Source organism: Pseudarthrobacter sp. CCNWLW207 (genome assembly GCF_037203945.1).
In the GTDB taxonomy this organism is placed as follows: domain Bacteria; phylum Actinomycetota; class Actinomycetes; order Actinomycetales; family Micrococcaceae; genus Arthrobacter.
Window position 1 is genome coordinate 34,738 of the sequence record NZ_JBBCBS010000006.1, and the last position, 12,781, is coordinate 47,518.

Genomic DNA, 12,781 nt, shown 5'->3' on the forward strand with positions numbered 1-12,781 from the left:
TCGGCTAACCCGCGATCCGAAGCCTGCCGGTCCGCTCGCCCAGGATCCGACGAGCTTCGGGGCTGAGGCCAGCATCGCTGATGACCTCATCGGCCTCGTCCAGGGCCGCTATGGTGCTGATCCCCAGCATTCCCCACTTGGTGTGGTCAGCCAGCACGACGACGTTGCGCGCCGCGGCCACGAAGGCTCGGTCCGTCTCGGCTTCCAGCAGGTTGGGGGTGGTGAAGCCGGCGTCCGCGTCCATGCCGTGCACACCCAGGAACAGCACATCCAGGTGCAGCTGCTTCAGGGCCGCCGTCGCGATGGGCCCAACAAGGGCGTCCGACGGCGTGCGTTCGCCGCCGATGAGGATCACCGTGGAGCCGTAACGGGCAGAGCCGGCGGATGCGCCGTGATGGAACAGGTCCGCGATGCGCACGGAGTTTGTGACCACGGTGATGCGCGGACCGTTGACCAGTTCCTTGGCAAGCGCCCACGTGGTGGTCCCGGCGCTGAGGCCCACTGCCATGCCTTCGTGCACCAGGCTGGCTGCCTCCAGGGCGATGGCCTTTTTCTCGGCCGTCAGCTGGGTGGATTTGAGCTCGAAGCCGGGTTCGTGGGTGCTGACATCACCGGGGATCTTGGCGCCGCCGTGGATCCGCTCCAGCCGGCCGCCCTCCTCCAGCACTTCAATGTCCCGGCGCACGGTCATCAGCGAAACGCCCAACTGCTGCGCCAAGTCGGACACGCGAACAACCCGCTCACGCTGGACGGCGTCCACAATCGCCTGATGTCGAGCAGCGGGAAGCATCTAAAAACCATCCTTAAAGCCAGCGGACAGGGGCTGCACCAAGCATACGGCGACGGCGCCGCCCACAGTGGTGGGAAGCGCCGTCGACGAGGAGCGGGAGTTATCCGGCAGCGCGCGTCAGAGCGAGGAACGAGCAGCGCGCAGAGGATGACTGCCGCTCCTCGCCCTGCCACGCATTACTTCCGCAGGGATGCCGCGATCTGCTTCATGATGGTCGGGTCCGACAGGGTGGTGGCGTCACCTACTTCGCGCCCTTCTGCGACGTCCTTGAGGAGGCGGCGCATGATTTTCCCGGAGCGGGTCTTGGGCAGTTCGGGTACCACGAGGATGGTTTTGGGTTTGGCGATGGGGCCGATTTCCTTGCCCACGTGGTTGCGGAGTTCCTGGACGATGTCATCTCCGGAGTCCACCACGTCGCCGCGGAGGATGACGAACGCGACGACGGCCTGGCCGGTTGTCTCGTCCGCAGCGCCCACCACGGCGGCTTCGGCCACGGACGGATGCGAGACGAGGGCGGATTCGATTTCGGTGGTGGAGAGCCGGTGCCCGGAGACGTTCATGACGTCGTCCACGCGGCCCAGTAGCCAGATGTCGCCGTCCTCATCCTTCTTGGCGCCGTCGCCTGCGAAGTACATGGTCTCGAAGCGGGACCAGTAAGTGTCCTTGAACCGTTCGGGGTCGCCCCAGATGCCGCGGAGCATGGCGGGCCAGGGCTCACGGATGACCAGGAACCCGCCGTGCCCGTTCGGGACGGACTGGCCGAGTTCGTCCACGACGTCCACGGCGATGCCGGGCAGCGGCACCTGTGCCGAGCCGGGCTTGGTGGCAGTGACGCCGGGCAGCGGGGCGATCATCTGGGCGCCGGTTTCGGTCTGCCACCAGGTATCCACGATCGGTGCCTTGTTGGAGCCGATGACGTCGCGGTACCACATCCAGGCCTCGGGGTTGATGGATTCACCCACCGACCCGAGGACCCGGAGGGAGGAGAGGTCGTACTCGTCCGGGATATCCCGGCCCCACTTCATGAACGTGCGGATCGCGGTGGGCGCGGTGTAGAGGATGGACACCTTGTACTTCTCCACGATCTCCCACCACCGGCCCTGGTGCGGGGAGTCCGGGGTGCCTTCGTACATGACCTGGGTGGCGCCATTGATGAGCGGGGCGTAGGCGACGTACGAGTGCCCGGTGACCCAGCCGACGTCGGCCGTGCACCAGTAGACGTCCGTGTCGGGGTGCAGGTCGAAGACTGCCTTGTGGGTGTACGCGCCCTGGGTAAGGTAGCCGCCGGTGGTGTGGAGGATGCCCTTGGGCTTTCCGGTAGTGCCGGAGGTGTACAGGATGAACAAAGGGTGCTCGGAGTCATGCCCGACGGCGGTGTGCTGGGCGGATGCCACACCGACGGTGTCGTCCCACCAGTGGTCGCGGCCCTCGTGCCAGTCCACGTCCTGGCCGTTGCGCTTGACCACTACCACGTTCTGCACGCTGTGGCCGTTGCCGTCACCAGGACGGGACAGGGCGTCGTCGACCGCCGGTTTGAGGGCGCTGGGCTTGCCGCGCCGGTAGGTGCCGTCGGCGGTGACCACCAGCTTGGCTTCGGCGTCGTCGATCCGGGACCGGAGTGCGTCGGCGGAGAACCCGCCGAACACGACAGAATGCACAGCACCGATGCGGGCGCAGGCCAGCAGGGTGATCACGGCTTCGGGGATCATGGGCAGGTAGACGGCCACGCGGTCGCCCTTGGCCACGCCGAGGGATTCGAACGCGTTCGCGGCCTTCTTTACTTCCTCGGTGAGCTGGGCGTAGGTGTAGGTGCGGGTATCGCCGGGTTCGCCTTCGAAGTAGATGGCCACCCGGTCCCCGAGCCCGTTCTCCACGTGCCGGTCCAGGGCGTTATAGGCGGCGTTGACCTCCCCGCCTACGAACCACTTGGCGAAGGGCGGGTTGGACCAGTCCAGGGCCTTATCGAAGTCCTTGGACCAGGTGAGCAGTTCACGGGCCTTCTTGGCCCAAAACGCCGGCCGGTCGGCGTCGGCCTCGGCGTAATCGGCTGCGGTGACCACGGCGTCGGCAGCGAATTCCGGGGTTGGCGCAAACTTGCGGTTCTCGTGCAGCAGATTTTCGAAGGCATCGCCCTGCTGGTCGCTCTGCACGGAAGCTTCGGGAGCGGTGGCGGTGGAGCCGGGAGTGTCCTGGGACATGGTGAACCTCATCATTCATCGACCTTTGCTGCGCGGCATGTGCCGTGGCCCGGGCGGCACCCCACCGCTTTGCGCGGCATTGGGCAACGGCCGGTCACGGACATTCCGCAAAGAGCTGTTCCGAAATCAAGACTAATGCTTGAGTCCGCAGCTGTGTGTGCCCTGTCACAGAGGTGCCCGTGAGCGGCGTTTATTAAGCGGTGAATGGTTTCGCCCACTCGCCGGGGACGCCACGCAGCCAACCCTTCGGCTAGTGATCGCCAAGGCTGTTGGCTAGGCTGAGATTGAATTGTGACTTTCGACGGAACCGTCCGGCCGGGTAACAGCGTTGCGGGTGACCCGGCCGGCAACACCGTTTCAGACGGCACGGTTTGTGGGACCGCAAGGTCCCGTGCCGCCACGCTAAGGAGAACAGAATGAACCAGCAGAGCTTCGGCCAGACAACCGGCCGTGCAACAGCGGCCGGACCTGACGGATCGTCCGGGAGCAGCGCGGGGAAAGGCCAGCCGGAGCCAGCCATCGGGAAGGCCGGCTCCCGGCACCAGGCAGTTCTGGGGCACTTCACAGTCCGTGACCTCACCGTCTTCGCCGCCACCCTCATTCTTTTTGTCACCTCCCTGCTGCCGGTCTTCCTCACCAGGTTCAATCTCTGGAACGTGGGTAACCTGTTCTTCCTCGGGCTGGGAATCGTCCTGCCGCTGATCGTCAGCGCACTCTTTGCGGCCCGCAGGCTTGCGCCCGCCACGAAGGTCCGGATCGGATCGCTGTCCGTCGACCAGTTCGCGTCCGTGGTGGCGTCCTTCGCGGTTGCGTTCTTCTTCCTGTCCGTCGCCGGCGACTACCACCCCGCCCTGCTGGCAGGACTGATCGGCTCCGTCATCCTGTTTGCGGCCACCGTGCTGGGCCGGTTCATTCCGTACTTCGCCAGCGACTTCGAAGGACGCCAGGAGGTCCCGGCCCACGTGGTGGCCCGCGAGTCTGCCGTTCCGCTGCCTAAACCGCGCATGCCCAAGGCCCCGAAGGAACCCACTGCCCCGGAGGAAGCTAAGCCTGTGTCAGGCGCTTCACCGGACAAGGATCATGCCGCTGTGCCCGGTGCCGCCGCTGGTGCAACAGGATTTTCCACCGGTCCGGCTGCTGCAGCCGGTTCTTCGGCTGTTTCCAGTTCCATTGGACACACAGGACCCCAGACGGTGACGACGCCGGGCACCTCGCCATACGCGCCTGTACAGCCGTCCCTGCAGGAGGCGCAGCCAGCACAGCAGGTGCCGCAGCCAGCACAGCAGGTGCCGGCGCCCGCGCAGAAAGCACAGCCTGTGCAGTCCCGCGCCGCCGATACGGCAGCCGTCTCGTCGGCCCCGGAGGTATCCGAATGGCCTTCAGAAGGTGACTTTGGGCCCCCAACCCAGGCAGCCGACGTCGTACCTCCCGCAGTGGTTGCCGCAGCAGATGAGGCCCACGGGAGCGATACCCCGGCGGTCACGCCGGCCCGCCAGGCGTCCGATCCCATTCCAGCCACGGCCGTCCACCCGCAGGTTCGCAAGGAAGAGCCCATCGGCGCCACGGTGGATCCGGCAAGCCGCCCCGAGGAATCCGAGGAGCACCCCGTCCACGAGGCCTTCTGGTTCGCCGTCGCACAGCACCGGACGGCCGTTGATCCCCGGACCGGTGCCCCCGCCTTCGTCATTGAGCCGGGCGGCTGGGTCCTGGCACTCGAGGATCGGGGCCACGAGTTCCTGGTCCAGCACACCGACGGCCGCGTGGGCGTGCTGCGCGACCTGAGCAACATCGAGCGCGGTTAGCCGGCCCGGTGGCCACTTCACGTACTTCAAGGAACGGCGCGGCCCGGGGGGCTGCGCCGGGGCCAGCGGCGCCGGCGTCCGGACCCAAGGTCTCGAACGAGTCCCTCCTGGCCCTGAAGCGCCGCGCGCGGCGCATCAACAAGGCTCTGGCTGAGAAGTACCCCTACGCTCACGCGGAGCTCGATTTCCGGAGCCCCTTTGAGCTGCTTGTGGCCACTGTCCTGTCCGCGCAGACCACCGACGTCACCGTCAACCAGATCACCCCGGTGCTGTTCGCCAAGTACCCCGACGCCCGCGCAATGGCCGAGGCAGACCCGGCCGTCATGGAAGAAATCATCAAACCCACCGGGTTCTTCCGGGCAAAAACCCGGAGCCTGATCGCGCTGGGCACGCGCCTGGTGGATGAATACAACGGTGTGGTGCCGTCCAGGCTTGAGGACCTCGTGACCCTCCCGGGGGTGGGTCGCAAGACGGCGAACGTGGTGCTGGGCAATGCCTTTGGTGTCCCAGGCATCACGGTGGACACGCACTTCGGGCGCCTGGCACGCCGCTTTGGCTGGACCGCCTCCGAGGATCCCGTCCAGATCGAATTCGACGTCGGCGAGCTGTTCGAACCCAGGGACTGGACTATGCTCTCGCACCGTGTGGTCTTCCACGGGCGGCGGGTCTGCCATTCGCGGAAGCCGGCCTGCGGGGCCTGCCCGGTGGCCAATTGGTGCCCCAGCTACGGCCTGGGCGAGACCGACCCCGCGAAAGCCGCCAAACTGCTGAAATACGAGCTTGCTCCCGGCAGCGAACAGCTGCTCGCCCAGTTGCTGGCAGAGACGCACCGCGCCGCGGAAATCCGGATGGAATCACAGAAACGGGTTCCGTGAGCGCACGTGAGGACCTGATCCACCTCGTACAGCGGACCGAAGCAGGCAACGCCCCCGAACCCGATGCCCTCTGGGCAGCGCTGACTGTGGATGAACGCATTGCGCGCAAGGCGGCCGTACTGATGCTCTTCGGTGTTTTGGACACCGTCCCCGCATCGTCCGGCAAGCCCCTCGCCCCGGCCGACCTCGACGTCCTGCTGCTGGAGCGCGCACACACCCTGGAGTCGCACCCCGGCCAGGTCGCGTTTCCAGGTGGCAGCATCGATCCCGGTGAAACGCCAGTGGAGGCGGCGCTGCGCGAAGCCGAGGAAGAAACCGGCTTGGACTCCGGAGGGGTGGAAGTCCTTGGCACGCTGCAGGAACTCGGGCTGGCACGCAGCAACTTCCTCGTGACGCCGGTGCTGGCCTGGTGGGCCTCGCCGTCGCCGGTGCGGGTGGTGGACTACGGGGAATCCGCACAGGTTTTCCGGATCCCGGTCCGGGACCTGCTGGACCCGGACAACCGGGTCATGTCCACCGTCAGCCGCGGCGGGCACACGTTCAATAGCCCGGCCTTCACCGTCAACGGAGTGGTGGTGTGGGGCTTCACAGGCATTGTGCTCAACGGGCTCTTTGAGCAGTTGGGCTGGGCCGTCCCTTGGGACCGGTCCCGCCTGCACAACATCATGATCTGACCGGCGCCACCCTTGCCGCCGGTCAGATCGACTAAGACTGGGGCTGCTGCCGGAGATCCACCACGATTCCGGTAGCTGCATTCTCGCGGACGGCCTTGATGCCCTCGAGCAATGCTCCAACGTGCCTGAAATTCGGCGAAACCGCCACAATGTTGCCGTCAGCGTCGGTGAGACGGAGCCTGTAGGCCTCGTCACCCACGCGATGTATTTCGAACCTGCCCGCCATGTGCCGGACCTCCCCTGGGAATGCATCTTTGCATGTAGTGCTTGACCCGCCTGCTTGAGTCAGTTAATTGACTGTAACGCCGCTCACAGGGCATGGGCCAACTACTCCCGGGTAGGTTACTCCGCGGGGCGCGCTGTGACGGTTCCGTGGCCTGTGACTGGAGGTGCGGCCACCAGGCCGCTAAGGTGCCGGAATTCCGTTGGGCGGCCTACTTGGCGTTGTCGTAGGAGTCCACCACGGCCACGCTGACCGGGAACTCCACCGGGATGGACCCGAACAAAAGCTCCTTGGCGGCGCTGGCCGCGTCTTCAATTGCCGCGATGCACCCGTTGACCTGAGCTTCAGGCGCATGGACCATCACCTCGTCGTGCAGGAAGAACACCAGCTCCGCGTGTCCGAAGCCTTCCGCGCGCATGGCTCGCAGCCGCCGTCGTAATTCCGCGAGCCAGCAGGCTGCCCAGTCCGCCGCCGACCCCTGCACCACGAAGTTCCGGGTGAACCGGCCGCGGGAGCGGGCGATCGATTCGGCGCGGCGCTGTTCCTCTGCCGTGCTGGATTGCTGGCTCTGGAACCACTGCCGTGAGGGTGGCGGGCTGCTGCGGCCCAGCCTGGTGGTGACCGTCCCGCCGGCTTCACCGTCCCGCGCCGCCTGTTCCACGAAGCCCACGGCGCGCGGATAGGTCTTCGCCAGCTGGGGCATCAGCCGCCCGGATTCGCCCGTGGTGGCACCGTAGATGGCGCCGAGGAGGGCCACCTTGGCTTTTGCGCGGTCACCGCCGAATCCTTGGGCGGCGATGCCGGCGTACAGATCCTTGTCCCGCGCAGCCTCGGCCATTTTGGCATCCTGCGCCAGTGCGACCAGGACGCGGGGCTCCAGCTGGGAAGCATCCGCCACAATGAGCTTGTAGCCCGGATCGGCATGCACCGCGCCGCGGATCTGCCGCGGAATCTGGAGCGCCCCGCCGCCGCGCGATGCCCAGCGGCCCGAGACAACCCCGCCCACTACGTACTCAGGCCGGAACCGCCCATTGTCCACCCATGCGTCCAGCCAGGTCCAGCCGTTAGCGGTGTGCAGGCGGGAGAGCTTCTTGTAGGCCAGCAGCGGTTCAATGGCGGGGTGGCTGGATTCCTTCAGCTCCCACTGCCGTGTGCTCTTGACTTCGATGCCGTTACGGTGCAGGGCGCGCATCAGTTCCTGCGGCGAATCCGGATTCAGCCCGGGTGCGCTGAGCAGGCCCCGCAGCTCGGTGTTGAGGGCTTCGAGCTTGGCCGGACGGTGGCCGGATGGCGGGCGCGGCCCCAAGTAATCGGTGAGGATATTCTCGTGCAGGTCCTCCCGCCAAGGGACGCCGGCATGCTGCATTTCGGCGGCGATCATCGCGGCGGCGGATTCGGCGGCGAGGAGGAGCTGGAGCCGTTTGGGGCGGTTCTCACCGGGGGTTGCGGCCGCCAGGGCTGCCTGCTGGGCGGCGTATTCGGCCCGGAGTTCCTCGGCTGTGTGCCTGGGCGCTGCGCCGTGGCCCAGGTCTTCGAACAACGCGCCCTGCTCTGCGGGCGGTGCGGGCGGCTGGAGGGCCCGGGGAGGCTGGAGGTCCTCCTCCGGCGTGATTTTTTCGGCGTTTTGGGCGTAGCCCGTGTGCGCCGTGAACTCGGAACAGGCGAGGATGTTGCCGCAAAGACTGAGGTCGTAACAGCGGTCCAGCTCGACGCCGGACGCCAACAGGGCGGGGTACCAGTCCTGGGTGCGGTGCCAGATCCAACGTGGCGGCGGACCGCCGTTCGGCCGGCTTTCGAGGTGACGTACGACGGCGGCGAGCTCGGCCGTGCCGATCACGCGCGGTTCCGGGGTGTTGGGGTGAGGGTCTCCAGCCTGGGTGAGTTCCTGGAGGGCTGCGCCTTGGGGGTGGGCGGCGAGCAGCAGGTACATACGACAATTCTGCCCTGTCGCGGGGCTGCACTTTTGCCGGGTGTCCTGTTGCCGCCCGCGGTTGTCCTCCACAGGGGCCTTCAGCGCGCGTTTGTCCACATAAGGCCGATCACTGGTTACGGTTTTGCGCGCGGCCCATGAGAGTTGCCCTATGAGCAGGCATCAGCAAGCACCGGCACCGTCAGGTTCGGCCAGCGCCGTCACGGCCGCACGGCGCAAGGCAGCGGGGGAGCGGGCCGGGCCGGACGGCCACGCGGCCCCTGTCCGCGGCCCCGCTCCGGACGCATGGCTGCCGGAGGAGGCTGCGGAGGTTCTGCTCGTGACTGGATTCGACTTTCTGCAAGGTGAGGTGGAGCGCATCGTCGCGGCCGCAGGCGCCCGGCTGAGGGTGGTGGCCGGTGTCGTAGAGGCTGCCAGGTACTGGGATTCCTCCTCTGCCGTACTCGTCGGCAGCGATGTCCGCGAACTGCCGCCCAGGCGTCGGGCTCCCGCTGTGTTGGTGGGCCTTAGCGGAGAAGGCGACAGCCTGTGGCACCTGGCGGCGGCCCTCGGCGCGGAACGTGTAGCCGTCCTGCCCGATGCCGCGGCTTGGCTGGCCGAGTACCTCAGCAGGTCACGTTCGCCGCAGGCCGGAGGCCTGGTGCTCGGCGTCACCGGCGGATGCGGCGGGGCGGGGGCAACCACAGCAGCCGTCTGGATCGCCCAGGCGGCCGCCGGAATGGGCGTTCGCGTGCTTCTGGTGGACGGTGACCCGTGGGGCGGGGGCCTTGAGCTGGCACTGGCTGCCGAGGAACTGCCGGGACTCCGTTGGCCGGACTTGTCCGAGGCAAGCGGCAGCATCGATCCCGGTCAGCTGGCGGATTCCCTTCCCGTAACAGGTGGTTTCTCCTTCCTGTCCTGGCCCGGGAGCCGGGACCGTCCCGCGCCTGTGGACGCCGCAGCCACCGGCGGAGTTGTCGATGCCGCCCGGCGCGGCTACGAGCTGGTGGTGGTGGACATCGGCCGCGGCGCCGAGCCGTTGCACACCTTCGCCTGGGACTGTGACCGGATCCTGGTGGTGCTCCCTGCCCAGCTGAAGGCTGCGGTGGCTTCAGCCCGCCTGCTTCAGGAGCTTCCGCCCGTGGAGGCTGCCCTCCTGGTCCGCGGAAAACCCGGCGCGGCCCTGGACAGTGCACTGATCTCCGATGCCGTCGGGCTGCCCGTCCACGGCCGGGTCCCTGACCTCCGCGGCGTCACGGGCGCATCAGAGAGCGGACGCCTCCTTGAGCTGGGCAAACGCCGCAGCGTGAGGCACTTTGCTGCCTCTGTCCTGGACCTGCTCGACGGCGAACTCGCAGCAGGCGGTTTGGCGTGAGCGGGCCGTCCTCCTTTTCTGCTGCGTCCGCTGCGTCCGCCGCGTCCAGAGCATCCGCCGCAGCACCCGCGGTCGCACGGCGCCAGGCACGCGTCCGGAATTCACGGGTCCTCGATTCACGGGCCGGCGTCTCCCGGGGACTGGACTCAGGCCTGCTGGAGTCGGTCCGCGAATCAGTGATGGCGGAGTCGGGGCCGTTGACGGCTTCCCGGGTGGCCGCAGCTGTCCAGGCCACCGGGAAAATGCTGGGAACGGCAGGCGCCCTCGCCGCCGCGGAACGGATCAGCGCCGAGCTCAACGGCCTGGGCCCGCTTCAGGAGCTCACCCGGGACCCGGCCGTGACGGACATTTTGGTCAACGCACCCGACTCCGTGTGGCTGGACCGGGGAAACGGGCTGGAACGCTCTGCTGTGGCCTTCGCCAGTGAGAGCCAGGTGCGGGCATTGGCGTCCAGGCTGGTCGCGGCCGGCGGGCGGCGCCTTGACGACGGCTCGCCCTGTGTGGACGTCAGGCTCGACGGCGGCTACCGCGTCCACGCGGTCCTCCCGCCGATCTCCACAGCGGGCACCCTGTTGAGCGTCCGCATCCGGCGGGAGCAGGTGTTCACTATGGACGAGTTGCGGTCCGGTGGCATGTTCGACGAGACCGTCCAGGAAGTACTGGAACGCGTGGTGGAGCACCGGCTGAGCTTCCTCATCAGCGGCGCCACCGGCTCAGGCAAGACCACGCTGCTGTCCACGATGCTCGGCCTGTGCTCCCCCCACGAGCGCATGGTCCTGATCGAGGACGCCTCCGAGCTGAACCCCGTACACCCGCACATTGTTTCCCTGGAGTCCCGACACGGAAACCTCGAAGGCAGCGGGGAAGTGGACCTGGGCGAGCTGGTCCGCCAGGCGCTACGGATGCGGCCCGACAGGCTGGTGGTAGGCGAATGCCGCGGCGCCGAAGTGCGGGAACTGCTGACCGCGATGAACACCGGCCACTCCGGCGGCGGTGGAACAATTCACGCGAACACAGCTACAGCCGTCCCTGCCCGCCTGACTGCACTTGGGGCGCTGGCCGGGCTGGGGCAGGATGCGGTACGGCTTCAGGCATCCAGCGCCCTCGACGTTGTCATCCACGTGGACAGGCAGCCCCGGGGACGTCGGGTGGCGTGCATCGGCCTGATGGCAGAGAACCAGGGCGTCCTAACCGTCCTTCCTGCCCTGGAGATACGTCACGGAGAAGCCACTCCGGGCCCGGCGTGGCGCCTGTTGGCCAGCCGGCTGGGGCTGGATGAACCCCACACCGGAACCCCGGCGTGACTGCCCTCCTTGCCGGCTGCCTCTTCCTGGCTGTGTGGCTGTTCCTGCGGCCGGCCCGGACTGCAGCAGCCCGGTTCCACCGTGCCGTAGGCCGCGCTTCCGGCGGGGCTGCGAGTGGCGCAGTTGTGTTCAGGGTCCGCGGCCGTGCAACGTCAGCAAGCGATTTTTACGCAGGCCGCGGTGCGCTGGCGGGGCTCATGCGTCGGAAAAGCAAGACCCCGGGCAGTATCTCGATGACCCTTCTTGTTCAGCAGCTGGCGGCGCTGCTCACAGGTGGCAGGGTCCCGGCGCGGCTCTGGGACGAGCTGTGGTCCCTGTACTCCGCGCAGCCGGATCCTGCCCGTCTCGGTGGCAATGAAGCGGGTGCTTGCCAGGGCCCCGGCCTCAACCCAGGCTCCGTTGCCGTGCTCGGTACGGCACGCGCAGCCGCCTTGCGCGGCGCGCCGGTGTCAGACGCCATCAGGAGTGCTGTCCCCGTGGCCTTTGGGCGCGCAGGAGGCAGGGAACCACAAATCTGGGTCCAGCTCGCCGCATGCTTTGACATGGCTGAGGCCAGTGGTTGCCCGCTCGCTGACGTGATGACTCGGTTTGCCGCCCAACTGGAGGTTGAGGACGACGCCGAAGCGGCCCGCCAGACGGCACTGGCCGGTCCCAGGGCAACGGTGAGCCTGTTGACCTGGCTTCCACTGATGGGACTTGGGCTGGGCACCGCCTTGGGAGTGGACCCGGTGGCCATTCTGGTAGGGACACCTCTGGGCCTGGCCTCCTTGGCGGCCGGACTGGTCCTCACCGTCGCCGGCCGGATCTGGTCCGCCAGGCTGGTCCGGGCGGCCGCCGGAGCGGGCGTGTCATGACCGATTTTTTGCCGGCCGCTGTGGTGCTGGGATGCCTGGCCGCCGCGGCGGTCCTGGCATTCGCCGGGCCGGGGCGTGCTGGGAAACGGCTCAGGAGCCTCGGCCCGGTGGCCGGAACGGGACCGCGCCCGGCGGCTTTGGACGGACGAGGAAGTGAACGCGTCGAGAACGGCGGCAATTCGGGTGGAATGACGGGCGGCGGCAGGCCCCGGGAAGGCTCCTTCAGCTCCGTTGGCGGCAGCGATGGCTTGCGGGATACCGCCATGATGCTGGAACTGGTGGCCGCCATGCTGGACGCCGGCTCCGGAGTGGGACGTTCACTGGAACTCGTGGCCGCGGCAGCTTCCCCGGCGTACCGCCTTTCGCTACAGCCCGTCGTCTCTGCGCTCGCCATTGGGGCGGACTGGGGAACGGCCTGGCGCAGTTCGCAAGCCCACCTGCCGGAGATCCTGGAAATGCGGGATGCACTGGGATTCGCCGCACTGACCGGCGCCCCGTCCTCGGCCATCCTCTATGCCCAGGCGGCAAGGATCCGGCGTGAGCGCTTCCGCGCCGCAGAGAAACGCGCGGCGTCGCTCGGCGTGAAACTGGTCATTCCCCTCGGCCTGTGCTCCCTGCCCGCTTTCATCTGCCTTGGAGTTGTTCCAGTCCTCCTCGCACTGGTGCCCTCCTGAACGCCCAGCCTTTCCGGCCATCGCACCCTCCCGGCACGACAGGGCTTCGTCCTATCCTGCCGGACGATCGTCTTTTGAACCGTCACTCATTGTGCTCCCGGCC

At 67.6% G+C, this 12,781-nt stretch carries 11 protein-coding genes; 7 read left to right on the plus strand and 4 right to left on the minus strand.

Going from position 1 to position 12,781, the window contains the following annotated elements:
- Window positions 1-4: 4 nt before the first annotated feature.
- Entirely contained in the window at window positions 5-790 is a 786-nt protein-coding gene (locus V9L17_RS11670; RefSeq protein ID WP_337351547.1) for a DeoR/GlpR family DNA-binding transcription regulator, read from the minus strand.
- Between the two features lie 176 nt (window positions 791-966).
- Window positions 967-2,988 carry an acetate--CoA ligase gene (acs, locus tag V9L17_RS11675; RefSeq protein WP_337351768.1) on the minus strand — a complete coding sequence of 674 codons (2,022 nt, stop codon included), beginning with the start codon at window positions 2,986-2,988 and terminating at the stop codon, window positions 967-969.
- Window positions 2,989-3,404: 416 nt separating this feature from the next.
- Between acs and V9L17_RS11680 the strand changes: the two genes are divergently transcribed.
- From V9L17_RS11680 to V9L17_RS11690, 3 genes are all read left to right on the plus strand, one after another.
- Complete coding sequence (locus tag V9L17_RS11680) at window positions 3,405-4,790, plus strand: hypothetical protein (protein WP_337351548.1); 1,386 nt, start codon at window positions 3,405-3,407, stop codon at window positions 4,788-4,790.
- Window positions 4,791-4,897: 107 nt separating this feature from the next.
- Window positions 4,898-5,665 carry an endonuclease III gene (gene nth / locus V9L17_RS11685; RefSeq protein ID WP_337351769.1) on the plus strand — a complete coding sequence of 256 codons (768 nt, stop codon included), beginning with the start codon at window positions 4,898-4,900 and terminating at the stop codon, window positions 5,663-5,665.
- On the plus strand, window positions 5,662-6,339 hold the full coding sequence (locus V9L17_RS11690) for an NUDIX hydrolase (protein ID WP_337351549.1): 678 nt from the start codon (window positions 5,662-5,664) through the stop codon (window positions 6,337-6,339). Before nth ends, V9L17_RS11690 begins: the two co-directional genes overlap by 4 nt.
- A gap of 31 nt (window positions 6,340-6,370) precedes the next feature.
- On the opposite strand, the gene V9L17_RS11695 is transcribed toward V9L17_RS11690, so the two are convergent.
- Window positions 6,371-6,565 (minus strand): YegP family protein, encoded by a 195-nt coding sequence (locus V9L17_RS11695; RefSeq protein ID WP_337345980.1) that lies wholly within the window; start codon window positions 6,563-6,565, stop codon window positions 6,371-6,373.
- Between the two features lie 208 nt (window positions 6,566-6,773).
- Complete coding sequence (locus V9L17_RS11700; protein WP_337351550.1) at window positions 6,774-8,492, minus strand: bifunctional 3'-5' exonuclease/DNA polymerase; 1,719 nt, start codon at window positions 8,490-8,492, stop codon at window positions 6,774-6,776.
- Between the two features lie 151 nt (window positions 8,493-8,643).
- Between V9L17_RS11700 and ssd the strand changes: the two genes are divergently transcribed.
- The 4 genes from ssd (at window position 8,644) to V9L17_RS11720 (ending at window position 12,678) form a co-directional block, all read left to right on the plus strand.
- On the plus strand, window positions 8,644-9,846 hold the full coding sequence (ssd, locus tag V9L17_RS11705; RefSeq protein WP_337351551.1) for a septum site-determining protein Ssd: 1,203 nt from the start codon (window positions 8,644-8,646) through the stop codon (window positions 9,844-9,846).
- Window positions 9,847-9,986: 140 nt separating this feature from the next.
- The gene (locus V9L17_RS11710) at window positions 9,987-11,150 is read left to right on the plus strand and encodes a TadA family conjugal transfer-associated ATPase (protein WP_337351770.1); all 1,164 of its coding nucleotides are present in this window, start codon (window positions 9,987-9,989) and stop codon (window positions 11,148-11,150) included.
- Window positions 11,147-12,004: a type II secretion system F family protein gene (locus V9L17_RS11715; protein ID WP_337351552.1), complete on the plus strand. Its 858-nt coding sequence runs from the start codon at window positions 11,147-11,149 to the stop codon at window positions 12,002-12,004. Before V9L17_RS11710 ends, V9L17_RS11715 begins: the two co-directional genes overlap by 4 nt.
- Window positions 12,001-12,678 (plus strand): type II secretion system F family protein, encoded by a 678-nt coding sequence (locus V9L17_RS11720; protein ID WP_337351553.1) that lies wholly within the window; start codon window positions 12,001-12,003, stop codon window positions 12,676-12,678. The genes V9L17_RS11715 and V9L17_RS11720 overlap by 4 nt, the downstream gene beginning before the upstream one ends.
- Window positions 12,679-12,781: the final 103 nt, after the last annotated feature.

Bases quoted from the DNA above. Each gene is read 5' to 3' on its own strand.
- V9L17_RS11670 (WP_337351547.1), bottom strand. From the start codon at position 790: ATGCTTCCCGCTGCTCGACATCAGGCGATTGTGGACGCCGTCCAGCGT.
- acs (WP_337351768.1), bottom strand. From the start codon at position 2,988: ATGTCCCAGGACACTCCCGGCTCCACCGCCACCGCTCCCGAAGCTTCC.
- V9L17_RS11680 (WP_337351548.1), top strand. From the start codon at position 3,405: ATGAACCAGCAGAGCTTCGGCCAGACAACCGGCCGTGCAACAGCGGCC.
- V9L17_RS11695 (WP_337345980.1), bottom strand. From the start codon at position 6,565: ATGGCGGGCAGGTTCGAAATACATCGCGTGGGTGACGAGGCCTACAGG.
- V9L17_RS11700 (WP_337351550.1), bottom strand. From the start codon at position 8,492: ATGTACCTGCTGCTCGCCGCCCACCCCCAAGGCGCAGCCCTCCAGGAA.
- ssd (WP_337351551.1), top strand. From the start codon at position 8,644: ATGAGCAGGCATCAGCAAGCACCGGCACCGTCAGGTTCGGCCAGCGCC.
- V9L17_RS11720 (WP_337351553.1), top strand. From the start codon at position 12,001: ATGACCGATTTTTTGCCGGCCGCTGTGGTGCTGGGATGCCTGGCCGCC.